This window comes from Alkalimonas sp. NCh-2 (assembly GCF_039631345.1).
In the GTDB taxonomy this organism is placed as follows: domain Bacteria; phylum Pseudomonadota; class Gammaproteobacteria; order Enterobacterales; family Alteromonadaceae; genus Alkalimonas; species Alkalimonas mucilaginosa.
This window is the reverse complement of record NZ_JBDIUV010000008.1, coordinates 185,641-208,881: the sequence shown is the minus strand read 5'-3', so window position 1 is coordinate 208,881 and position 23,241 is coordinate 185,641. Positions and strand designations below refer to the sequence as shown.

General features: G+C 51.0%; 27 protein-coding genes. 15 read left to right on the top strand and 12 right to left on the bottom strand.

Annotated elements, in window-relative coordinates:
• Positions 1-2: 2 nt before the first annotated feature.
• From ABC502_RS18050 to murA, 4 genes are read left to right on the top strand one after another with little or no spacing between them, the layout of a single operon-like run.
• Complete coding sequence (locus tag ABC502_RS18050) at positions 3-653, top strand: ABC transporter substrate-binding protein (RefSeq protein WP_345916861.1); 651 nt, start codon at positions 3-5, stop codon at positions 651-653.
• Between the two features lie 3 nt (positions 654-656).
• Complete coding sequence (locus tag ABC502_RS18045; protein ID WP_345916860.1) at positions 657-947, top strand: STAS domain-containing protein; 291 nt, start codon at positions 657-659, stop codon at positions 945-947.
• Between the two features lie 11 nt (positions 948-958).
• Entirely contained in the window at positions 959-1,216 is a 258-nt protein-coding gene (locus ABC502_RS18040; RefSeq protein WP_330087247.1) for a BolA family protein, read from the top strand.
• A gap of 6 nt (positions 1,217-1,222) precedes the next feature.
• A complete protein-coding gene (murA, locus tag ABC502_RS18035) occupies positions 1,223-2,476 on the top strand; it encodes a UDP-N-acetylglucosamine 1-carboxyvinyltransferase (RefSeq protein WP_345916859.1) in 1,254 nt (417 codons plus the stop codon).
• 32 nt (positions 2,477-2,508) lie between these two features.
• Here the strand turns inward: murA and ABC502_RS18030 are convergent, their stop codons facing one another.
• The 3 genes from ABC502_RS18030 to ABC502_RS18020 all read right to left on the bottom strand — a co-directional run bounded on the left by ABC502_RS18030 (position 2,509) and on the right by ABC502_RS18020 (position 5,659).
• On the bottom strand, positions 2,509-3,588 hold the full coding sequence (locus ABC502_RS18030) for a trypsin-like peptidase domain-containing protein (protein ID WP_345916894.1): 1,080 nt from the start codon (positions 3,586-3,588) through the stop codon (positions 2,509-2,511).
• A 114-nt stretch (positions 3,589-3,702) separates the two neighbouring features.
• Entirely contained in the window at positions 3,703-5,064 is a 1,362-nt protein-coding gene (locus ABC502_RS18025; RefSeq protein WP_345916858.1) for a Do family serine endopeptidase, read from the bottom strand.
• A gap of 136 nt (positions 5,065-5,200) precedes the next feature.
• Positions 5,201-5,659: a YhcB family protein gene (locus ABC502_RS18020; protein ID WP_330087251.1), complete on the bottom strand. Its 459-nt coding sequence runs from the start codon at positions 5,657-5,659 to the stop codon at positions 5,201-5,203.
• Positions 5,660-5,793: 134 nt separating this feature from the next.
• On the opposite strand from ABC502_RS18020, the gene zapE reads away from it, so the two are divergent.
• The 8 genes from zapE (at position 5,794) to ABC502_RS17980 (ending at position 11,842) form a co-directional block, all read left to right on the top strand.
• Positions 5,794-6,885: a cell division protein ZapE gene (gene zapE / locus ABC502_RS18015; protein WP_345916857.1), complete on the top strand. Its 1,092-nt coding sequence runs from the start codon at positions 5,794-5,796 to the stop codon at positions 6,883-6,885.
• Between the two features lie 208 nt (positions 6,886-7,093).
• A complete protein-coding gene (gene rplM, locus ABC502_RS18010; RefSeq protein ID WP_228612410.1) occupies positions 7,094-7,522 on the top strand; it encodes a 50S ribosomal protein L13 in 429 nt (142 codons plus the stop codon).
• A gap of 12 nt (positions 7,523-7,534) precedes the next feature.
• The gene (gene rpsI / locus ABC502_RS18005) at positions 7,535-7,927 is read left to right on the top strand and encodes a 30S ribosomal protein S9 (protein WP_091339226.1); all 393 of its coding nucleotides are present in this window, start codon (positions 7,535-7,537) and stop codon (positions 7,925-7,927) included.
• Positions 7,928-8,110: 183 nt separating this feature from the next.
• Positions 8,111-8,701 (top strand): ubiquinol-cytochrome c reductase iron-sulfur subunit, encoded by a 591-nt coding sequence (gene petA / locus ABC502_RS18000; protein ID WP_330087253.1) that lies wholly within the window; start codon positions 8,111-8,113, stop codon positions 8,699-8,701.
• Positions 8,701-9,969 carry a cytochrome bc complex cytochrome b subunit gene (locus tag ABC502_RS17995; protein WP_330087254.1) on the top strand — a complete coding sequence of 423 codons (1,269 nt, stop codon included), beginning with the start codon at positions 8,701-8,703 and terminating at the stop codon, positions 9,967-9,969. Before petA ends, ABC502_RS17995 begins: the two co-directional genes overlap by 1 nt.
• The gene (locus ABC502_RS17990; protein ID WP_330087255.1) at positions 9,969-10,706 is read left to right on the top strand and encodes a cytochrome c1; all 738 of its coding nucleotides are present in this window, start codon (positions 9,969-9,971) and stop codon (positions 10,704-10,706) included. Before ABC502_RS17995 ends, ABC502_RS17990 begins: the two co-directional genes overlap by 1 nt.
• 76 nt (positions 10,707-10,782) lie before the next feature.
• Positions 10,783-11,421, top strand: coding sequence for a stringent starvation protein SspA (gene sspA / locus ABC502_RS17985; protein WP_330087256.1), 639 nt, complete (start codon positions 10,783-10,785; stop codon positions 11,419-11,421).
• A 1-nt stretch (position 11,422) separates the two neighbouring features.
• Positions 11,423-11,842, top strand: coding sequence for a ClpXP protease specificity-enhancing factor (locus tag ABC502_RS17980; protein ID WP_330087257.1), 420 nt, complete (start codon positions 11,423-11,425; stop codon positions 11,840-11,842).
• A gap of 43 nt (positions 11,843-11,885) precedes the next feature.
• Here ABC502_RS17980 and ilvY read toward each other — a convergent pair whose 3' ends face one another.
• A complete protein-coding gene (gene ilvY, locus ABC502_RS17975; RefSeq protein WP_345916856.1) occupies positions 11,886-12,776 on the bottom strand; it encodes an HTH-type transcriptional activator IlvY in 891 nt (296 codons plus the stop codon).
• A gap of 145 nt (positions 12,777-12,921) precedes the next feature.
• Here ilvY and ilvC point away from each other — a divergent pair, with 145 nt between their 5' ends.
• The gene (gene ilvC, locus ABC502_RS17970; RefSeq protein WP_345916855.1) at positions 12,922-14,406 is read left to right on the top strand and encodes a ketol-acid reductoisomerase; all 1,485 of its coding nucleotides are present in this window, start codon (positions 12,922-12,924) and stop codon (positions 14,404-14,406) included.
• Between the two features lie 214 nt (positions 14,407-14,620).
• Entirely contained in the window at positions 14,621-15,055 is a 435-nt protein-coding gene (locus ABC502_RS17965) for a methylglyoxal synthase (protein ID WP_345916854.1), read from the top strand.
• Here ABC502_RS17965 and mnhG read toward each other — a convergent pair.
• The 8 genes from mnhG to ABC502_RS17925 all read right to left on the bottom strand — a co-directional run bounded on the left by mnhG (position 15,052) and on the right by ABC502_RS17925 (position 22,015).
• Positions 15,052-15,438, bottom strand: a complete 387-nt coding sequence (gene mnhG / locus ABC502_RS17960; RefSeq protein WP_345916853.1) for a monovalent cation/H(+) antiporter subunit G — start codon at positions 15,436-15,438, stop codon at positions 15,052-15,054. The two genes, ABC502_RS17965 and mnhG, sit on opposite strands and share 4 nt — an antisense overlap.
• Entirely contained in the window at positions 15,428-15,712 is a 285-nt protein-coding gene (locus tag ABC502_RS17955; protein WP_345916852.1) for a cation:proton antiporter, read from the bottom strand. Before ABC502_RS17955 ends, mnhG begins: the two co-directional genes overlap by 11 nt.
• Positions 15,709-16,182 (bottom strand): Na+/H+ antiporter subunit E, encoded by a 474-nt coding sequence (locus ABC502_RS17950; RefSeq protein ID WP_330087263.1) that lies wholly within the window; start codon positions 16,180-16,182, stop codon positions 15,709-15,711. Before ABC502_RS17950 ends, ABC502_RS17955 begins: the two co-directional genes overlap by 4 nt.
• Positions 16,179-17,675, bottom strand: coding sequence for a Na+/H+ antiporter subunit D (locus ABC502_RS17945; protein WP_330087560.1), 1,497 nt, complete (start codon positions 17,673-17,675; stop codon positions 16,179-16,181). Before ABC502_RS17945 ends, ABC502_RS17950 begins: the two co-directional genes overlap by 4 nt.
• Before the next feature lie 5 nt (positions 17,676-17,680).
• Positions 17,681-18,025, bottom strand: coding sequence for a Na+/H+ antiporter subunit C (locus tag ABC502_RS17940; RefSeq protein WP_091339192.1), 345 nt, complete (start codon positions 18,023-18,025; stop codon positions 17,681-17,683).
• Entirely contained in the window at positions 18,022-18,465 is a 444-nt protein-coding gene (locus tag ABC502_RS17935; RefSeq protein ID WP_330087264.1) for a Na+/H+ antiporter subunit B, read from the bottom strand. The genes ABC502_RS17940 and ABC502_RS17935 overlap by 4 nt, the downstream gene beginning before the upstream one ends.
• Positions 18,462-20,876 (bottom strand): putative monovalent cation/H+ antiporter subunit A, encoded by a 2,415-nt coding sequence (locus tag ABC502_RS17930; RefSeq protein WP_345916893.1) that lies wholly within the window; start codon positions 20,874-20,876, stop codon positions 18,462-18,464. Before ABC502_RS17930 ends, ABC502_RS17935 begins: the two co-directional genes overlap by 4 nt.
• 86 nt (positions 20,877-20,962) lie before the next feature.
• The gene (locus ABC502_RS17925) at positions 20,963-22,015 is read right to left on the bottom strand and encodes a glycosyltransferase (RefSeq protein WP_330087265.1); all 1,053 of its coding nucleotides are present in this window, start codon (positions 22,013-22,015) and stop codon (positions 20,963-20,965) included.
• 196 nt (positions 22,016-22,211) lie between these two features.
• Here ABC502_RS17925 and ABC502_RS17920 point away from each other — a divergent pair, with 196 nt between their 5' ends.
• A complete protein-coding gene (locus ABC502_RS17920) occupies positions 22,212-23,231 on the top strand; it encodes an extracellular solute-binding protein (RefSeq protein ID WP_330087266.1) in 1,020 nt (339 codons plus the stop codon).
• The last annotated feature ends 10 nt before the right edge of the window (positions 23,232-23,241 follow it).

The window sequence follows — 23,241 nt, the reverse complement described above, 5'->3', positions numbered from 1 at the left end:
TTATGAATATAGTGAACACAGTAAGCCGACTGTTGTTGGCAGCAACCTTTCTCATCAGTGGCTTTGTTGTGGCAGAAGTGCCGCGCTACACCGATCCGTATCAGATGATATCCACTGTTGCAGATCACGCTTTCAGCCGTTTAGCCGAAGAAAAAGACAATATTCAACAAAACCCTGAAATTCTTCGTACCTTGGTACACGATGAGTTATTGCCTTACATCGATGTACGCTATGCTGCCTTTCGGGTAATTGGTAACCATATTCGCAACACCACGGAAGAAGAGCGGGATGCTTTTGTCGCCGCATTTCAGGAATACATGATTTCTACTTATGCCGGCACTTTTACGCTGTACAGAGATCAGCGTGTGATCATAGAGCCTGGTCAGGATGTTGGTAATCGCCGGGTTGCCACTGTGCGTACCCGGGTGATTGACCCGGGCAAGCCGGATATCAATATTGAATTTAAGCTGATCCGTCATCGTGACAGTGAATACTGGCAGGTTTTTGATATGGTTGCTGAAGGTATTTCCTTGCTGGATAGCAAGCGTGCAGAGCTGGGAGGCATGATTCGCCAGCAAGGCCTGGCCCGGGTAACCGAACTCTTGCAAGAGCGGGCAAAACAGCCCATTGAGCTGTCAGAGCCAGAGGAATAAGGCGTGTTAAAGATTGAGCTGCAGCAACAGCGGCTAATGATTGAAGGGGTGCTTGATCGCAACACCTTACTGAATTATTGGCCCTTAACACTACTTAAAAATGTATCCGGCGAAGTGACTTTTGACTTCAGTCAGTTGGAAAGTATTGATACTGCAGGCCTTGCCTGGTTACTAAAGCAAGTAGCGCTTGCCAAACAGGCTGGCTTAATGGTCCAATTGCAGCATGTACCACCGCAACTGCGTTCTTTGGCTCAAGTCAGTGATGTACTTGAGCTGTTGCCAATCAACGAATAATCAGGTTAGTGATGGAAATTCAACAGATAGAAAGCCTTCTTAAGGAACAATTGCAGTTATCTGAAGTCAAAGTCAGCGCTGATGGCTCGCATTATTCGGTCTTGGCTGTTGGCGACTGTTTTGCTGATGTTAGCCGCGTGCGGCAGCAGCAAATGATCTATGGCCCTCTGATGGCTGCTATTCAAGATGGCAGCATTCATGCGGTGTCCATTCGTACCTTTACACCAGAGCAATGGCGTAGAGAAAAATTACTTAACCCATCGATGTAATTACTTATGCAGCAATTCCTTGTGACCGGCGGTGCTGAACTACGTGGCGAGGTAACCATTTCCGGTGCCAAGAACGCAGCCCTCCCTATTTTATTTGCCAGTATTCTGTCCGAAGGGCAGGTGCTGATCGACAATGTCCCTGAATTAAAAGATATTGACACCACCTTTAAATTACTGCGCCAATTTGGTGCAACTGTTGAGCGGCAAGGGCACCAGGTCCAAATTCATGCCGAGGCCATTAACAGTTACCAGGCTTCGTACGATTTGGTAAAAACCATGCGCGCCTCTATTTTGGCGTTAGGGCCGCTGCTCAGCCGTTTTGGCCAGGCCGAGGTCTCTTTACCTGGTGGTTGCGCCATAGGGGCACGCCCGGTGAATTTGCATATTGATGGCTTACGGAAAATGGGTGCCGAGATCACGGTGGAAAATGGCTATATTAAAGCCCGCTCCAGCCGGTTGAAAGGAGCACACATCGTGATGGATATGGTGAGTGTCACTGGTACTGAAAATTTGATGGCTGCGGCAGTGCTTGCCAGTGGAACCACCATTATCGAGAATGCAGCCAGAGAACCCGAAGTAACCGATCTGGCCAATTTCCTCATTGCTCTGGGGGCTCGTATTGAAGGTGCTGGCACCGATACCATTCGTATTGAGGGCATCGAGCGGCTGGGTGGTGGCCAGTACCGTGTGCTTCCCGATCGGATAGAGACCGGCACTTTTCTGGTAGCGGCAGCTGTTACCGGGGGAGATGTGACCTGTCGTAATACACAGCCTGGTGAGCTGGAAGTGGTGCTGGACAAGTTGCGCGAAGCTGGCGCTGATATCAGCACTGGTGAGGATTGGATCCGCTTGTCTATGGCTGGTCGTACTCTTAAAGCGGTTCAGGTGAAAACTGTGCCACACCCGGGATTTCCTACCGATATGCAGGCGCAGTTTACGGTGTTGAATGTGGTGGCACAAGGCGTAGGTACGGTGACGGAAACCATTTTTGAAAACCGCTTTATGCATGTGCCTGAGTTGCAGCGAATGGGGGCCCGTATCCAGTTAGAGGGCAATACCGCGGTTTGTCAGCACACGGAGCATTTAACAGCCGCTCAGGTGATGGCAACGGATCTGCGTGCTTCAGCCAGCCTGGTGATTGCAGGCCTGGTGGCTGATGGTACCACTGTGGTGGACAGGATTTACCATATTGATCGTGGCTATGAGCAGATTGAACACAAACTGGCAGGGCTGGGAGCCCGGATCGAGCGGGTTGGCTGAGTCCAACCCTGTGTTGAGTTGTCAGACGTGAACTAGCGGAACTCGCGTATCATGGTAGGTATCACCATTCGCTCATTGTTGCGGCTGATGGTGAGATCCACCAGAGTATCAGGTGGTGTTTCTGCAATCACATTCAAGGCATGTTGTGTACTTCTGAGTGGCATGCCATCAATTTCCAATAAAATATCATTCACCTGCAGTCCAGCTTCCGCAGCCGGGCTGTGTGGCGCAATGGAAGTAAGCTGAACACCGTACAAAGGCTGTCCACTTGAAATGAGTCGATCGCCCGCAGCATTAATCACCGGCTCACCATTAACACCAAGATGGCCGCGGATCACCCGACCATGTTGGATCAGCTTTTCCATCACTCTATAGGCTAGCTGATAGGGAACTGCGAAAAAAATACCTTGCACATCCTGGCTTTGGCGCTGAAAAGTGCCTGCATTAATTCCTACCAGAGTCCCATTGCTGTTCACCAGGGCTCCACCGGAATTGCCGGCATTAATGGCTGCATCCATCCGCATAAAATCAATATAACCACGCGAACTCAAGCCATTATTGCCATTGGCACTGATAATGCCTTGGGTGACGGTTTGACCCAGATTCAGCGGGTTACCAATGGCCAGTACTACATCACCGACCTGAGGTTGCAACTCAGGATCTTGCGGAATAGCTGGCAGGTTATCGGCCTCTACGTACAAAAGTGCTAAGTCGGTAATTTCATCGTGGCCAATCAGCAAGGCTTCAAGCCAGCGACCATCTTGTAATGCAACTTCGATATGATCGGCACCATAGACCACGTGGTGATTGGTTAAAATGTAGCCTTCAGGGCTCATGATAACACCTGAACCAAGCTCCTGGCGTTCAATGGTGCGAGCTCGTAATGAACGCGGGTGGCTAATGGTGGTGCGGGTATAGACATTTACCACCGAAGGGGCCGCCTGTCTTACCGCTCGGGCATAAGACACGGGCGCAGCTTTTTGCACCGCATCGGCTGTGGTTTGGGCTGGTCCAGCTAAGCGTAGCTGCCCAGGGAACAGCAGCAATAGAATAAGCGCCAGCGCCAGGCCGTAAGCAATACTACGTAATAAAAAAAACAGGATCTTAAGCACTGACATCGGTTTAGCTGAGGGTTGAATCTGCAAAGGATATCATTATTTACAGCAAAGCAGTAGCATGTTGACACTACTGCTTTGCTGGTAATGATTGAAAAGTGCACTGACTCCCTAACGGATCAGCACATAAAGAGTTTGATTGCCGCGTTGTATATTCAGTGCGACCACACCACGCTGCTCTTGCAGAGCCTTGCGTAGCTCCGCCAGATTATGAACACGTTGACGGTTCACCCCAATAATCACATCGCCTTTCTCCAAACCAAGGCGGGCTGCAGGCGCTGTGCGCTCCAGTTCACTAATCAGCACCCCGGCTTTGCCATCCTGGGTTTGGTCATTTAACAAGGTGGCACCTTCCAGCATTGGATGCAGTACATTAGCGGCTACCTGAGCTTGCTCTGCCCGGCGCAGAGTGACATCAATATCCAGAGTGCGGCCATCACGCAGTACCGCTAGCCGCACCTGACGACCTGCGCCTAAAGTGGCGATCTTGGCTCTGAGCTCACGGAAGTTAATAATGCGGTTGCCATTCATGCCAACAATGACATCACCAGAGCGTAAACCTGCTGCTTCTGCTGCAGAATCTGGTAAAACTTCGTTGACAAAAGCCCCCTGAGTGACGGACAAGTTCATAGCCTCAGTAAGCTCGGAGGTCACATCAATCCCCCGGATCCCGAGACTTCCCCGGCGAATTTCACCAAATTCAATCATTTGATCTACCAGGTTTTTCATCATATTCGACGGAATCGCAAAGCCAATACCGACATTGCCACCATGGGGTCCCAGGATGGCGGTATTAATACCGATCAGCTCTCCCCGTAAATTGACCAGAGCTCCGCCTGAATTACCACTATTAATAGCTGCGTCGGTTTGAATAAAGTCTTCATAGCCTTCCATGCCAAGATTGCCGCGCCCCAGGGCGCTGACAATGCCGGAAGTCACGGTTTGGCCAAGGCCGAATGGGTTGCCAATAGCGATGGCAAAATCGCCCACCCGCAGTCGGTCTGAGTCTGCGATGGATAACGCAATCAGATTGTCGGCTTCAATTTGCAGTAAGGCGATATCACTTTCAGGATCGTCACCAATCTTTTTAGCGGCAAAGGTGCGGCCATCTTGCAGGTTGATGATGATATCCGTAGCATCACGAATAACATGGGCATTGGTGACAATGTAGCCTCGTTCTGCATCAATAATGACGCCGGAGCCTAAGCCACGGAAAGGGCGCTCTTCACGAAACTCTCCCGGGCCTCTTGGACCAAAAAAATGACGGAATGCATCGGGCATGCGTTGCCGAACTTCACGGCTGCCTTGCACTGAAATATTCACCACGGCAGGTGTAGCCTGTTCCAACATGGGCGCCAGGGTTGGTATTTCGCCCTGGCTTAGTTGGGCTAACGGGAGGTTTGCCTGTGCCAGCCCAACCGTTAAGAACAGGCTGGCAAGCAGACCACTCAAAGTAAGGATGCTTCTTTTCATACACGCAGATCTCCATTAAACACGCTGAGCATAAAATTTATGAGTCAGGATGTTGCTAAAGACGCTCAGCATTCAAAAAAGTTCATCGTCCAGAGGGGAGCAAAATCCTGAAACAGAGTTTCAGGATTGCTATGGATTAACTCTCGGCGGCAGCCGCTTTCTTAGCGCTATCTTTCAAGAGACCACTGGCTCCACCAGCGTAATCTTTCGGTTGCTCAAAAGATTCAGAAAAGGTTGGCTTGCGTTCATCCAACTGGTGGATGGATTCACGGATCTGGCTGGCAGTATCGGCCGATAAATAAGATATAGGTTCGGATTTTTTCTCCAGCATCGGTTTTTCTACCAGCTCCATCTTGCTTTGCTGCAGGTGGCTGGCAATTTTACCGTAGTTTTGCTGCAACTGGGTAATAAGCTGGTTGGTGGTTTCCAGATGGTTGGATACATCTGCCCGGTACTTTTTCAGCTGCTCGCGGGTATCGGTCAGTTCCTGCTGCAACTGGCTTTGATTATGCTGTCGCAGGGCAAGAAACCATGCCACCAGACCTCCACAAACGAAGCCAACTGCCAGCCACACTAAAGTCATTGTTAGGGTCATATCTGCTCCTGCATTTACATCAATGGGTTCCACTCTAAGTGTAACCGATTTTTTTAGTTACAGTGGTAAGGCATGTTAAGATAACAGCCCTGGTTTAATTGTGGCTGAACAGCCTTATTTCAAGTAGAGCCATTATGCCTTCACCACAGGAAAAATATCAGCTGGATTTAATGCGTGCGGATTTCCAGCCCGATGCGGCGCAAGCGGAAGCGGTCCGTCATCTGCAACGTTTGTACGATGATTTACTACAGCAATACCATTGCCCGGTGGGTTTCTGGCAGAAGTTATTCAGCACCAAGCCAAAACCTGATGTCATTGGTTTGTATTTATGGGGGGGGGTTGGCCGGGGCAAGACCTACCTGATGGATACCTTTTATGAATGTCTGCCGCTTGAGCGCAAAATACGGGTGCATTTTCACCGTTTTATGCATCGGGTACATGAAGAGCTAAAAAGTTTGCACAACCAGGCGAACCCACTTGAAATAGTGGCCGATCGTTTTAAACAACAGGCTGATATTATTTGTTTTGATGAGTTCTTTGTCTCTGATATTACCGATGCCATGTTGTTAGGTACCTTGATGCAGGCGTTGTTTAGCAGAGGCATCACTCTGGTCGCAACCTCAAACATTGAACCGGATGGTTTGTATCGCAACGGGCTGCAGCGGGCGCGCTTTTTGCCGGCGATTGAGCTGATTAAACGACACACTGTGGTGGTGAATGTCGATAGTGGTATTGATTACCGGCTGCGCACACTGGAGCAGGCTGAGATTTTCCATGCGCCGCTCGATCAACAGGCTGAGCTGAATCTGGCACAGTATTTCCAGGCATTATCGGATGAACCCAGGCAGCAGAATGTAGCCATTGAAGTGGCTAACCGCAGCATTCAGGCTCGGTATGAGGCCGATGGCGTGGTCTGGTTTGGCTTTAGCGAGCTGTGTGAAAGTGCCCGCAGTCAATACGATTACATGGAGCTGAGCCGTTGTTACCACACCGTACTTGTATCCGGGGTCAAGGTGATGGGGCAGCACAACGACGATGTGGCGCGGCGTTTTATTGCGCTGGTTGATGAATTTTATGAGCGCAATGTCACCCTGATTCTGTCGGCTGAAGTCGAACTGGAGGCCTTGTACCAAGGTGGCTTACTGAGTTTTGAGTTCAAACGTTGCATCAGTCGTTTGCAGGAAATGCAGTCGCATGAGTATCTGGCGCGGGCACACCTACCTTAAATAAAGTATTTCGGTAGAAAAATTGATATTTTTTAACCAGAAGGGCTGATCTTTTGCTTCGGATGAATTATAATCCGCGCCCGGCCTACGTTACAGCCTCTACTGCCCTTTAGCCAGGCAGTAATTGTACTCGAAGGGGTACGGTCACGATACTGCGCAATAGCCCTGCGGGTATCAGGTGTAACTATGTAAGTTTTGGACTATATAAATGAAAACTTTTACTGCTAAACCAGAAAGCGTTCAACGCGACTGGTATGTTGTTGATGCGGCTGGTAAGACGCTGGGACGTATCTCAACTGAAATCGCTGCGCGCTTGCGCGGTAAACACAAGCCTGAGTTTACACCACACGTGGACACCGGTGATTACATCATCGTGGTTAATGCGGACAAAGTGGTTGTCACTGGCAACAAAGCCAAAGACAAGATGTACTACTCGCACAGTGGTTTCCCAGGTGGCATCAAAGAAATTAACTTTGAAAAGCTGCTGGCGAAAAAACCTGAGATGGTGCTGGAAAAAGCCATCAAGGGCATGTTGCCAAAAGGCCCATTGGGTCGTGCTATGTTCCGTAAGTTAAAAGTGTATGCCGGCGCCGAGCATCAGCATGCTGCTCAGCAACCGCAAGTTTTAGACATCTAATCGGAGCATCACATGGCACAGAATCAATACTATGGAACTGGTCGTCGTAAAAGCTCAACGGCCCGTGTATTTTTAAAAGCCGGCTCAGGCAACATCGTGATCAACAAGCGCTCTATCACTGAGTACTTTGGTCGTGAAACTGCCCGCATGGTGGTGATGCAGCCACTGGAGCTGGTTGATATGGTTGGCAAATTCGACATGCATATCACCGTGAAAGGCGGTGGTATCAGCGGTCAGGCCGGCGCTATCCGTCATGGCATCACCCGTGCTTTGATGGAATTTGACGAGACACTGCGTCCGGAACTGCGTAAAGCAGGTTTCGTAACCCGTGACGCTCGTCAGGTTGAACGGAAGAAAGTGGGTCTGCGTAAAGCACGTAAACGTCCACAGTACTCCAAGCGTTAAGCTTGTTTTGTACCTGCAAACCCGGCCTTGTGTCGGGTTTTTTATTGCGATTCAGCGGCGGTTAATCCTTGTGTAAAGCGTGGCTTTTCATTATGATCGTCGATATTTATTCATTTATAATAATTGCTGGCAAACAGCCGCTTAAATCAAGTTGTGTTTAAGTGTTAATGTGGAGATGAGTGGATGAGCAACGCGCCTGTCGATCATGGCCGCCGCCGATTCCTGACCATTGCAACATCGGTCGTGGGCGGGGTCGGAGCCATTGGAGCCGCTGTTCCCTTTATTGCGTCCTGGAGCCCAAGTGAGCGGGCTCGCCAGGCTGGCGCTGCAGTAACTGCGGATGTCAGCAAAATGGAAGAAGGGCAGCTGATACGGGTAGAGTGGCGTGGGAAACCGGTTTGGATTGTAAAACGCACCCAGGAAATGATTGATTCGTTACCGAATCATGAAGAGCGGTTACGGGATCCTGACTCGAAAGAACCACAACAGCCGCATTACGCTCAGAACCGCCATCGTTCGGTACGTCCTGAGTTTTTCGTTGCCGTTGGTATCTGCACCCACTTTGGTTGCTCCCCAACCTATTTGCCCAATGATTTTGCTGCCCAGGCAGAGGGTGTGCGCTCTGGCTTCTTCTGCCCTTGTCATGGTTCACGCTTCGATATTGCCGGTCGGGTATTTCAAAACGTACCTGCCCCAACCAACCTGGAAGTTCCTCCGTACATGTTTACAGATGAATTCACCATTTTGGTCGGTGAAGACGAGGAGACGGCCTGATGAAAAATCTGATGAACTGGATAGAGTACCGTCTGCCGGTTGTGGAAAAAATGAAAATCCACATGACGCAGTATCCGGCACCGAAAAACTTTAACTTCTGGTACTTCTTTGGCTCTTTGGCCATCGTGGTGCTGGTAAACCAAATTCTGACCGGCATCTGGCTGACCATGAATTATGAGCCTTCGGCTGAAGGTGCTTTCCGTTCGATTGAATACATCATGCGGGATGTCGAATACGGCTGGTTGCTGCGTTACATGCACTCCACCGGTGCTTCGGCATTTTTTGTGGTGGTGTATCTGCATATGCTGCGTGGCATGATGTATGGCTCCTACCAGAAACCACGGGAATTGCTGTGGATTTTCGGTATGCTAATTTACCTGGTGCTGATGGCTGAAGCTTTTATGGGCTACATGCTGCCTTGGGGCCAGATGTCGTTCTGGGGAGCCCAGGTGATTATCTCCATCTTCGGGGTTATTCCGTTTATTGGTGATGACTTAACGCTGTGGATCCGCGGTGATTATGTTATCTCAGGTGCAACCTTAAACCGCTTCTTTGCGCTGCATGTTATTGCGCTGCCGTTGGTGCTGGTGATTCTGGTCTTCCTGCACATTATGGCATTGCACGAAGTCGGTTCGAACAACCCGGACGGTATTGAAACTAAACGCGATAACGATGGCACTGTGCCAGCGGATGCGGTTAGTAAGTTTGAGTTTCATAACAACTTCACCAAGGGTGGCAAGAAAGTCATTATCGACTCTATCCCATTCCACCCTTACTACACAGTGAAAGATCTGGTTGGTTTGGCTGGTTTCCTGTTCCTGTTTGCCTATGTGATCTTCTTTATGCCGGAAGGGGGTGGTTACTTCCTGGAAGCGCCAAACTTTGAACTGGCGAACCCAATGAAGACCCCGGAGCATATTGCACCGGTCTGGTACTTCACGCCGTTCTACGCCATTTTGCGGGCTGTGCCTAACCCGCTATTTGGTGCTATCGCCATGTTTGCTGCCATCCTGGCCCTGGCATTGTTGCCATGGATTGACCGCGGCAAAGTTCGCTCAGTGCGCTACCGTTGTGGCCTGCACAAGCTGAACCTGGTCAACTTCTGCATCAGCTTTGTGGCATTAGGTATCCTGGGTGTGCTGCCAGCGACGCCGTTGTACACTCTTTTGTCGCAGCTGTTCTCGTTTACCTACTTCGGTTTCTTTATTCTGTTGTGGTTCTACAGTAAGAATGAAAACACCAAGCCATTGCCAGAGAGGTTGACCTGATGTTGAAGCATATTATTTCTGCAGCAGCCTTGCTGGTATCGTCCATTGCCTTGGCTGCCGGTCCGAATATTCCACTGCAAAAAGCGCCGGTGGACATCCGTGACACCGAGTCGTTACAGCGTGGTTTTATGCTGTATCAGAACTACTGTCTTGCTTGTCACCAGATGCAGTATCAACGTTATGCACGTAGTTTCCGTGATCTGAATATTCCGGAAGAGCTGGGCATGGAATATCTGATGTTCAGTGGTGAGCGGGTGGGTGACCACATTACCAATACCATGGATCCGGCTGATGCCGCTGAGTGGTTCGGTGATGCGATTCCGGACTTAACCAATGTGGCACGGGTACGGGGTCCGAATTGGATTTATACCTACCTGAAATCGTTCTACAAAGACGAGAGCCGCCCTTTTGGGGTCGATAACGATGTGTTTCCTATGGTTGGTATGCCACATGTACTGCAAGAGTTGCAAGGTGTGCCATACAAAGCGTATGAAACCCGTTTGGTGGATGGGAAGGAAACCCAGGTTTACGTCGGTATTCGTACCGATGGTTCGGGTGAGATGAGCGACGAAGAATACGATCGTGCTGTTGCAGATTTGGTCAACTATCTGGTGTATACTGGAGAACCTTATCGGCTGGAGTCGGAGAGTTTGGGGATCAAAGTGTTGATCTTCCTAGCCATTTTCTTCGTGTTAACTTATCTGCTGAAGAAAGAATACTGGAAAGATGTTAAGTAAGCATCTGATCCAAAAGAGTATTTAATGATAGGGGCCTGCTGGCCCCTTTGCTGTTTATTGTAAACCGGAGGAATGCATGGCGATTTCAGCCAATAAACGCCCTGTGATGACACTGTTTTCTGCTGCCGATGACATGTACAGTCATCAGGTCCGTATTGTACTGGCAGAAAAAGGCGTCAGTGTTGATATTCTCCAGGTCACTCAGGATAACTTGCCTGAGGAGCTGTATGAAGTAAACCCCTATGGCAGTCTGCCCACCTTATTGGATCGTGAGCTGTCGTTGTATCAGGCACAAATCATTATTGAGTACCTGGACGAACGTTTCCCGCACCCACCTTTAATGCCGGTGTACCCGGTTGCCCGTGGACAAGCCAGATTAATGATGTACCGTATTGAAAAAGACTGGTACGCGCTGGCCGAGAAAATTCTCCGTCATGACGATGATGCCGACCAGGCCCGGCAGGATCTGACCGAAGGGTTGCTGGCGGTAGCACCACTGTTTGATGAAGCACCTTTCTTTATGAGTGAAGAGTTCGGCCTGGTGGATTGCTATATGGCGGCATTGCTATGGCGTCTACCAAAGCTGGGTATTGAGCTTGCCGGGCCGGGCAGTAAAACACTGATGAATTATATGGGGCGCTTGTTCGATCGCGACTCATTTTTGGCGTCTCTGACCGATGCTGAGCGTGAATACCGGCACGGCAAAGGAGTCTGAGATGACGCCGAATCGTCCCTACCTGCTGCGCGCATTTTACGAGTGGATTGTGGATAACGACTGTACTCCTTATCTGGTGGTGGATGCGAGCTACCCTCAGACCAAGGTTCCGCAGCAGTTTGTGCAAAACGGCCAGATCGTGCTGAATTTAGCACCATCCGCGGTAGCTCAGATGCAGATGGGAAATGACGTGATCAGTTGCAGTGCCCGGTTTGGTGGTCATCCGTTTGCGCTTTATATCCCAGTAAGAGCTGTGCTGGCGATTTATGCGAAGGAAAATGGTGCTGGTACTGTCTTTACCCTGGATGAGGATGAAGACTTCCCTGATGAGCACGAGATGGAAAGCCCGCCTGAGCCAGTTGCGACAGAGCCTGCGAGTAAGAAGCTGGCTAAGGCCAGTCACCTTAAGGTGATCAAGTAACTGGATTTATCTGGCTTAAGAATGCAGCTCAGGCTGCATTTTTTTATAGATTGGAGTGTGGCCTGACCAACTGGCAAAAGGCTTTTAGCAGCGGATCGCTTGACCGTTTTGCTAAATAACAGACCCCCAAATCAAAGGGTTCGAAACGATAGCCGCTATCGAATGGACGTACTCTGTCCATGACCGGGCTATGCTGTACCACCACATCTGCCAAAACGGCAACACCGCTTCCAAGTGCCACCATACTGGCCATGGCTTCGTGGCCATCGACCATCGCAACAATATTAGGCTGAAAACCCTCTGTCTGTAACCATTTGCTAAATCGCTCCGCTGCAGGGCCATGCGCTGGCGCGATTAAAGGGACTTCATGCCAGGGGATCGGCGCCTTGATCAGCAGATCGTTGACTTTACAGGGGATGGTTGGTGCCACAAGGGATACTGGCAGTTTGGCAATGCTGTGAAACACCATACTGGAGGGCAAATAGGCTGGTTTTGCTGCCAGGGCAAGGTCAACTTCATCCTGCTTTAATCGTTCCAGTGCAGAAGCCGCATCCCCAGTGGTTAGTTGAATATCTGCTTTGGGGCAGAGTACACGGAATCTGTCGAGAATAGCTGGTAAATGGCTGTAACTGGCGGTGACGGTACAGAATAAGCGGATGCTACCCTGAAGCCCTGCCTGGTCGCCTGATAAATCGGCCTGCAGTTGGTGCCAGTCATCCAGATACTGGCGAACAAAGCTCAATACAGTCTGACCTTCACGGGTTAGCTGCACTGAGCGGGTATCCCTGACAAAGAGCGACACCCCAAGCTCTTGCTCCAGTCGTTGGATGGCACGGCTTAAGGTGGAAGGGCTGACAAACATTTGCTCACTGGTCCGTGCAAAGTTCAGGCTAGCTGCCAGATGCATAAATAGCTGTGCTTGTTTGATGTCCATTCTATTTCATTTATTGCAATACAGAGTTGTCAATATATCACTTCACGCAATTATATTGCCAGCCTAGAATGAGTTCATTGACGCAGCAGCACTGTCTGCCAGAGCCAGAGTGGCTGGCCAGCGTACCAGAATTTAGAGACATACTATGAGTAATTACTTTAATAGCCTGAACTTGCGGCAACAGCTGCAGCAGCTGAAACAGTGCCGCTTTATGGACCGCAGTGAGTTTGCTGATGGCTGCAGCGCCATCAAAGATTGGAATATTGTTATTGTTGGTTGTGGTGCTCAGGGCCTGAATCAGGGCCTGAATATGCGTGACTCTGGTCTGAATATCAGCTATGCATTGCGTGAAGAAGCGATTCGTGAACAGCGTGCTTCCTTTCAAAAGGCAACCAGCAATGGCTTTAAAGTGGGCACCTATCAGGAGCTGATCCCAACGGCCGATTTGGTATTAAACCTGACGCCGGATAAGCAGCACAGTGCCGTAGTAGATGCCGTGATGCCACTGATGAAAGAGGGCGCTACTTTGGCCTATTCCCACGGCTTTAATATCGTGGAAGAAGGCAAACAAATTCGGCCGGACTTAACCGTTATTATGGTGGCACCCAAATGCCCTGGTACTGAGGTTCGTGAAGAGTACAAGCGTGGCTTTGGTGTACCTACTCTGATTGCAGTGCATCCGGAGAATGATCCGAAAGGGCAGGGCCTGACCATTGCTAAAGCCTATGCAGCCGCGACTGGCGGCGATCGCGCCGGTGTGTTGCACTCGTCCTTTATTGCTGAAGTGAAATCGGACTTGATGGGTGAGCAAACCATCTTGTGTGGCATGCTGCAAACAGGCTCCATCCTTGCCTTTGATCGTATGGTAGCGGATGGCATGGAGCCAGGCTATGCCGGTAAGCTGATCCAGCAGGGCTGGGAAGTGATTACCGAAGCACTGAAGCATGGCGGCATCAGCCATATGATGGATCGGTTGTCGAATCCGGCCAAGGTCAAAGCCTATCGCCTGTCCGAGCAGCTGAAGCAACAACTGCGGCCTTTATTTGAACAGCATATGGATGACATCATCAGCGGTGAGTTTTCCAGTACCATGATGGCGGACTGGGCCAATGATGATGCTAACTTACTACGCTGGCGCGAAGAAACCCGCCAGTCTGGTTTTGAGCAGGCACCGGTGTCGGATGAGCACATAGCAGAGCAAAGCTACTTTGATCGGGGTCTTCTGCTGGTGGCTATGGTAAAAGCCGGGGTTGAACTGGCGTTTGAGACCATGGTGGATGCCGGTATTATTGCCGAATCGGCTTACTACGAGTCGCTGCATGAAACACCACTGATTGCCAATACCATAGCCCGTAAGCGCTTGTACGAGATGAACGTGGTGATTTCAGATACCGCAGAGTACGGCAACTATTTATTCGCCAATGCTGCTATCCCATTGCTGCGTGATACCGTCAACAGCCTGCCGGCAGAGCTGGTAGGTAAGGGGTTGGCTGCACCACAGGCAGGTGTTGATAATCTGGAGCTGATTGCCATTAACGAAGCTATTCGCAACCACCCGGTCGAAGTGGTTGGAAAAACTTTACGCGGTTACATGACTGCGATGAAAAAAATTGTCGCGGCCGAGCACTAATTAGCTCGCATCCTGAAACGGCATCCACGCCGTTTCGAGAAGCCGCCAACGAATGATGTGGTCAACGGTGAGTTGCACAGCGCCAGAAGCGCAGCAACTACCGGACCAATAACGATGTTATACGTGGACCTTGGTTGTTTGCCCTGCTTTGCAGGGCTTTTTTTTATGGCAGATCCGGTTAAGATGGTTGTTAACAACAAAGTGGAGCAATTTGATGAAATCCATAGCCTTAGTAGCACACGATGGGAAGAAACAGGATCTACTGGATTGGGTGAAGGCCCATACTGATTTTTTTGCCGACAAAATGTTGTATGCCACAGGGACAACCGGCTCTTTATTGGCAGATGTTCTTGGCAAAAGCGTCCATTGCTTCGCCAGTGGTCCGCTAGGGGGGGACCAGCAAATTGGAGCTCTTATTGCTGAACAAAAAGTAGATTGGCTGGTTTTCTTCTGGGACCCGCTTAGCTCGCAACCGCACGATCCAGATGTGAAAGCTTTGATCAGGTTGGCTGTTGTATGGAATATCCCGGTGGCCTGCAACAGGGCCACCGCAGATTTTATTGTTCATTCCAGCTTGTTGCAGCAGGATTACCAACGCGAGGTTCCGGACTTTAAGGCGTATCAGAACCGCTTCAGGCAGGACCTTTAGGGTTTATCCTGTTGATCTTGCATTTGCTCCGGGCTACGCAGAACGTGGGTCTCTTCATCATAACGTCCGTGCAGCTCGTCTTTCACGGTTTTATCCCACAACGGCACTCCAATAAAATAACCAGCCCGGCCAATGGCGTGGGCTGCAATCGGCGATGTTAAGGTGGTGAAGGCCATCACTGCCAGTGCCTTTAAAGTGACGCCGCTATCGACAAAAAACAGCATCACACCACACATAATAAGGCCTGCCCCCAGTACGCCTGACTTGGTGGTGGCGTGCATACGGGTCAGCAGATCCGGCATGCGAAATACGCCTAGGGAGGCTACCAGCATAAAGAAACTGCCGGCGACGATAAACAGAGCCGCCAGAATATCAATGATCATCGCGATGACTCCCTTTTTCTAAGTAACGGGCAAAACCGATGGCGGCAAGAAATGCGGTCAATGCCAGCACCATGGCGACATCAATAAAGGCATCACGGCCGGTGCGGATGGCGTAGAGTCCAATCAAGCCGACAGTCATCGAGGCTATTAACTCAAGGGCTACCACCCGATCCGGCAGGGTAGGGCCTTTAAATAAGCGCCAGAGCGCCAGAAACATGGCTACGCTAAGGACAGCAAAACATAACCAGAGTGTGTAATCGAGTACTGGATTCATCGCATCACCCGCAGAATTTTGGTTTCCATTCGCTTTAGTTCATTCATCACATCTGCTTCGTTATGCAGGTACATAACATGGACATAGAGCACCTTTCGATCCGAAGATACATCCAGGCTTAATGAGCCCGGAGTCAGTGAAATCGCATTGGCCAGCATGGTTATTTCCAGATCAGACTCTGCCCGCAGTGGCATCGCAATCACACCTGGTTTCATCAGGTGGATGGGGGTTAACACATCGTAGGCAACCTTGAGGTTCGCCATAATCAGTTCTTTGGTAAAGAACACCACAAAGCTGAACATGCGCGGTACCCGCAGACGATACTGGCGAACATCCGGGTGTTGCCGAAAGACCAGCACCAGCACCAGATAACCGATAATAAAACCAATCAGCAAACCCCCGGCATTCATGGTGTCGGTCAGGGCTGCCCAGATCAGCGCCAATACCAGGTTCGAAAGCAATACATTCATGGTGTGGTGCCTCCCAATACTGCTTCAATATAACCAGCCGGGTTGAGTAGCTGCTCTGCCGCCATCTCAGCCATCAGATAAATGGGTTGGCCAAACAGGCCGATAGCAACCGTCATGGCAGCCAGCAGGCCGATGGTCCAATACAGCAGCGCATTACGGGTCGGTGCCGGTACTGCCGGATTGGGTTCTGGCGAGGCTTTCCAGAAAGCTTCATTCCAGATCTTAATCATGGAAAACAGCGTCAGTAAACCAACCAACAGGGCAATACCCACCGCCCACCAGGCACTGGCCTCGACACCGGCCTTGATTAGAATAAATTTGGCAAAGAAACCTGATAATGGTGGAACACCTGCCAGTGAAAGAGCAGGGATCAGGAATAACACCGCCAAGCCTGGGTGGTTGCGGTACAGACCACCGAGCTTTTTCAGTTCGAAACTACCGCCTAAGCGGTACATTAAGCCGGCTACCAGGAACAGGTTGGCCTTCACAATGATGTGGTGCATGATGTAGAACACACCGCCAATCAATGCCAGCGGGGTGAACAGTGCCAGGCCTAAAATCATGTAGCCAATCTGACTGATGATGTGAAAGCTTAAAATGCGCCGTACCTCAAACTGGGCCGCAGCACCAAGCACACCGGTTAACATGGTGAAAATGGCAATCCACAGCAAAATTTCGTGGGTAAAGCCAGTATCGGCGGTAAAAATCAGCGTAAATACCCGATACAGCGCATAAACACCCACTTTGGTCAGCAAGCCGGCAAAAATAGCCGATACTGCCACCTGAGGGGTGTGGTAAGACGCAGGTAGCCAGAAAAACAGCGGGAAGGCTGCTGCTTTAATCGCAAAAGCAATCAGGAACAGACTGGCAATCACCGTCACCATCTTCTGATCTTCCAGGCTGGCCAGCTTCACCGCAATATCGGCCATATTCAAGGTGCCAACCAGGCCATAGGTTAAGCCGATGGCGGTCAGGAATAAAGCCGAAGAAAGCAGGTTCAGTGTGACGTACTTAATGGCCCCTTCCATTTGAGCCCGCTCACCGCCTAAAATCAGTAAGGCAAAAGAAGCAACCAGCAATACTTCGAACCAGACATAGAGGTTAAAAATATCGCCGGTTAAAAAAGCACCGTTTACCCCGGCCAGCAGCAAATGCAGCAGCGGGTAATAACCAAAACGCTCAAAGCGCTTGCGCACAGTCTTTAAACTATACAAAGCAGTTGCGAAGCCGGTAATGGACGCCAGCACCACCATAATGGCACCCAGCATATCGGATACCAATACAATGCCAAAGGGTGCTGGCCAGGACCCAACCTCTAATACCTGGATACCAACCTGGCGGGTATGCAGTAGCAACCAAACCGAGCATATCAACAAAGCGCCGGTGCCTATAGCACCTAACCAACGCTGGGCGCTGTGGTTACTGAGCACTGTCAGCGAAAGGGCACCGAGCAGTAGCGGAATTATAATCGGGAGTGCAACCAATACTTCCAGATCCATCAATCGGTTCCTTTCATTTCGTTCATGTCATCGGTCTGCACCACTTCGCACGCCCGGTGGATCAACACCACGGCAAAAGCCAGCACCCCAAAGCCAATCACAATGGAAGTCAGAATGACCGCTTGCGCTAATGGATCGGCGGCAGGGCCTTCAATCAGTAATTCGCCTTTCGGGATCAGTGGCGGTATGCCTCTGTCCATACCGGCAACAGTAAAGATGAGCAGGTTGGCGGCATTGGAAAGTAAGATCAAGCCAATCACCAGTTTAACGACGGAGCGGCGTAGCATCATGTAAATAGCAGCCGCATAAAAAGTGCCAATCAAAATGGCCATTAAAGTAGTCATGAGTGTTCTGCCTCCGCCAGAGTGAAAACAACCGTCAAGACGGTGCCTATCACACCAAGAAAAACACCAATATCGAACAGCAAGGGCGTACTTAGTTTTAATTCACCAAAAATGGGCAAGTCCAGACTCCACCATTGAGCGGTGAAAAAGGACTCCCCAACAAACAATGGGGGTAAGGATGCAACCGCGGCCAGCACCAGACCAATGCCTACCAGCTGCAAAGGGTGAACGCGCAGCATCTCACGCGCCGCTTTGTAATCCTCTGCAAACAACTTCAGTGCGACTGCCGCAGCGGCAACCAGACCACCGATAAAACCACCACCCGGCTCATCATGGCCTCGCAGCAGTAAGAACAATGAAAATAACACCAGCAAGGGCAGCAGCAGCGAGCTACCTGTATTTAAAATTAAGGAGCGCATGTTAAAGCGGCGTGGTTTCATGAGTCTTCTCCTTTAGCGGCTACGGCGTTTGCTTCGGTTTCCGCTTTTGCTGCGGCTTTCGCTTTGTCCTTTTGCGAGCGACGCAGATTAAAGGCTGCCCGGCGATCCGAGTTGGTGACCGGCAGAGCACCGGTACGTAAGTGGATCATGGCATACACGCCAATAGCCACCAGAGCCAGTACGAAAATTTCACCCAGAGTATCCAGTGCCCGGAAATCGACCAGAATCACATTGACCACGTTGCGGCCATGACCAAGTGGCCCGCTGTTTTGCAGGAAGTACTCGGAGATGCCTTCCAACTGGCGGGCACCGGTGATCGCCAGGATTAAGATGGTCATCAACAGGCCGGTCATACCGGCGATGATGGCATCACGGATCCGGTTGGCCGTAGATGATAAACTGCGGAACTCTGGCAGCCGGTACAGCACCAGCACCAACAACAGTACGGTGATGGTTTCCACCAGCACCTGAGTGATACCGACATCAACGGCACTGAAGAACACATAGAGCAGTGCGACACCAAAGCCCAGAGCCCCCAACATGGCTACTGCTGCCAGGAAAGAGCGCACCAGTACGGCAATCAGCGCGGATAGAATAAGCAGTACTGCCACAGCGACCTCATGCACCCGCATATCCTGGAAGCTGATATTTAGCTCCAGTTGGTTGACCCGCAGTAAGGCCCATCCTACGACAATAATCACCGTACCCAGAGTGGTGATCAGGTAATTACGCAGGTAGCCGTTTTGCAGCGTTTGGGTTTGCCAGGCAGCAAACTGGGTCATGCCAAGCATTAAGCGCTCATACACCACTTCCGGACCAATTTTTTCGGCGCTGTGCATAAAGTTGGTTAGCTGGCGCCAGCCGCCCCAAACTTTAAACAGCAGTAATCCCAGTACCAGGCTGCTCAGACTCAGTATCAGCGGCAGGTTAATGCCATGCCAGAGCGCCAGGTAAAGCTCAATCGGCTGACCATAGACAGCGCCTGCAGCGGCTGCCAGTAAGCCTTTATCGGCGATAAAGGGCATCAGGCCAAACACCAGGCCCAAGGTGGCCAGTATTGCCGGGCCAATCAGTAAGGCAATATCCGGATCATGCGGTTTCTTCGGGGTTTCCACTACGGCGCCAAACCAGGGTTTCAGCGCCACGATGGCCGCTACCAGCACCACCAGGATATTGGCAATCACCGTCGCTATGGTCAGGCCAATATGCCATTTGGACGCTGTAAGCACAGCTTCCAGCAACAGTTCTTTGCCAACAAAACCAAACAGCGGAATAATGCCGGCCAGCGAGAGGGATGCCAGTACCGCCACTACTGTGGTTTTCGGCATACTGTGGCGTAAACCGCCTGCTTGTTGGAAATCTTTCACACCGGCTGAATGGTCCAAAATACCGGCCACCATAAAGAGCGCGCCTTTGTAGAGTGCATGGGCCAGCAAAAAGGTGACCGCGGCCAGAGCGGCCGTTTCGGTACCCAGACCCAGCAGCATGGTCAGTGTTCCCAGCGCCATCACAGTGGAGTAGGCCAGTACCTTTTTGACGCCGGTAGCACGGCTGGCCAGAAAAATACCGGTCAGCATGGTTAAAGCGCCGAATAAGGTGAGTAACAGCAGCCAGGTCTCGGTGCCACCTAGGCCCGGGTTCAGCCGGGCCAGCAGATAAACGCCGGCTTTTACCATGGTGGCTGAGTGCAGGTAAGCCGATACCGGTGTCGGGGCGGCCATTGCATTGGGGAGCCAGAAGTGAAAGGGGGCCTGAGCCGATTTGGTAAAGGCACCCAGCAGGATCAGCAACAACATGGGCAGATACAGGGCATGCTCGGTCAAGCCATTGCTGTTCAAAATGGTGCTGAGCTCATAACTGCCTGCGGCCATGCCCAGCATAATAAAGCCGGTCATCAATGCCAGGCCACCCATTACCGTAATCATCAGCCCCTGATGAGCTTTCTTACGGGCGTCTTCCTGCTCATGGTTAAAACCAATCAGCATAAAAGAGGTCACCGTAGTTAGCTCCCAGAACACAAACAGACTGATCAGGTTATCCGATAGCACCACGCCCAGCATGGAGCCCATAAAACCGAGCAGGAATACGAAAAAGCGCCCCAGATCCTTGTGCTTCTCCAGATAACGACCACCGTAGGCCAGGATAAAGAAGCCGATGCCGGTGATCAGCAAGGCAAAGAGCAGCGATAAGCCATCGACCAGAAAACTGAGTTGGATCCCCATGCCTGGAAACCAGCTGTAGGCAAATTGCAGGCTGTGTCCCTGACTGACCACAGGCAACATGCTGGCGAAGTAGGCAAACAGGGAGGCTGGCAAAGTTGCCAGCAACCAGCCGCTATGGCGGCCACCCAGCCGGTGCAGCCAGGGGGCAAAACAGGCTAAAATAAAGCATGACAGCACGGCTATCAGCATCATGTGTCGCTCCTTAAAACACTCACACAGTGTATAACGAATTGTATTATGGCTTAATTTCTATGGGCTTGCTAGCTATCCCGAAATCAGTTCTGCTGTACTCTATTGTCAGGATGGCGACTAAGCCGAGCCAATTGCTGTTGGTAGAATTGTTCAATTTTGCTTACCTGTGCCTGGTAATTGAAAGCCGACAGGTCGTACTGCTGGCGAGGCAAAGGCTGGGCAGTAAAGTGCTGCAAGCGCTCAGCCAGACCACTGGCATCATCCGGAGCAACCAAAGGGTACGGGAAATAGTGTGCCAGATGCATGGCACCTTGTGTCTGGCTGGCGATAATGGGCAGCCCGGCCGTCATGGCTTCCAGAAAAACCAAACCAAAAGGTTCCGTTCGGGCGGCACTGACAAAACAATCAAAACCGGCCAGCCATGCTTGAGGCTGCGCACTGAAACCAACCAGGTGCAGCTGTGGCTGATGACCATACTTGGCTTTCAGAGCAGCCCAATCTTTGCCTTGGCCTACGATCACCAGATGCGCTTTTGCTGGTTTGGCAAGTAAAAAAGCCTGAATCAATGTTTCCGTGCCTTTGCTGGCTTCAACCCGCCCCAGGCTGCCAAACACCATATCATCATCCGGGATTTGTTGTTCTCTGCGCAAGGCGAGCCCAGCTTCGCGACTGGATGCCGTGGCGCAGGTCCAGTTGTCAATGTGGCTGCTGTGTTGTTTGAGAGGCTCAGGTAAGGTAGCCAGTTGAGCTGGGGCAATGGCGACCAGGGCATCCAGTTTAGCATGTTGCTGTGGTTTGTAATGGATGTGCAACGTAGCGGTGCGTAGCATGGTACTGGTGGGCAAGCTGGCCAGAGCCCGGCAGCCACGGCTTAAATGCGCATGGGCGACATCGGGTTGAATACGCTTGAGTACAGATCGGATCTGAAAATGAGAGAACAGTGCAAAGTCATGCACCAGTATGATTTGGACTTTCGGACTGACCCGGTGGGCAATGGCATCCGGACGCTGTTCAGCCGCAGCCTTGCGTAAAACCAGGTAGACCTGGTGCTGTTCGGCTTGAGCATTGGCAAGCTCAACAGCATAGCGTTCGCTGCCGGCAAAGCGTGTCGTCAGGATCAAATGAACTATCTTCATGCAACCTCAGGAGGCTTCTTGTATTACCAAGCAGATTATCACAGCAGGACCGCTGAACGTAAGTCAGCGCGATTAACACAATAAAAGCATCGTTAAGTGACGGAATATATTGCCAGGCATGATTGAGAATAATTCTCATTGGGTTTATACTTGGCGCCAGTTTCTTTGTGCGATTGTACCCTGTCAGGAGTCCGCCATGCGTTTTGCATCCATGTTGTTGTGTTGCAGTGCCTTCATTGCGTTAGGCAGCCAAAGTGCTGCTGTGTTTGGTGCCGAGGTTAATGTGTATTCGGCACGTCAGGAAGAGCTTATTAAACCAGTGCTGGACCAGTTCAGCGCCAGTACCGGTATTCGGGTGAATTTGATTACGGGTAATGCCGATGAGCTTATCACCCGGATTGCCAGCGAAGGGCGCAATAGCCCAGCTGATTTACTGATCACCACCGATGTTGGGCGTTTGTACCGTGCCAAACAACAGCAACTGCTGCAACCGCAGTCATCTGAATTACTGCAACAGGCAATTCCTGCTCATTTGCGTGATGAAGCCGGCTACTGGTTTGGTCTGACTGTGCGGGCCCGTCCTGTGATGTATGCCAAAGATCGGCTGAGTGCTGAGGATAAAGCTGAACTATCAGATCTAACCGCCGAGCGGTGGCGTGGCCGCATCTGTGTGCGCAGTTCCAGCCATATTTACAACCAATCCATGGTAGCGGCTCGGTTAGCCCATGATGGCACTGCCGCTACCGAACAATGGGTTCGTGGGCTGGTACAAAATTTTGCGCGTCCACCGCGTGGTGGTGATCGTGATCAGTTACGGGCTTTGGCGGCCGGTGTATGTGATATTGCCATAGCCAACACCTATTATCTGGCTGGCATGATGAATGACCCGCGTGATCAGCAAGCTGCAGCTGCTATTGCAGTGTTCTGGCCAGAGCAGGATGACAAAGGTGCTCACATCAATATTTCTGGTGCCGGTGTAGCGGTGCATGCGCCGAACCCATCTCAAGCGCTGCAACTGCTGGAGTTTATGTTAAGCGAAAGTTCACAGCAGTGGTACGCCGAGGCTAATCATGAGTACCCGGTTCGTCCGGGGGTAGCCTACAGCGAGACGCTGCAATCCTACGGTGACTTCAAAGCCGATACGCTGCAGCTGGAGCGATTGGGTGAGTTGAATGCAGAAGCCTTACGTTTGATGGATCGGGCTCGCTGGCGTTAATGGTGCCTAC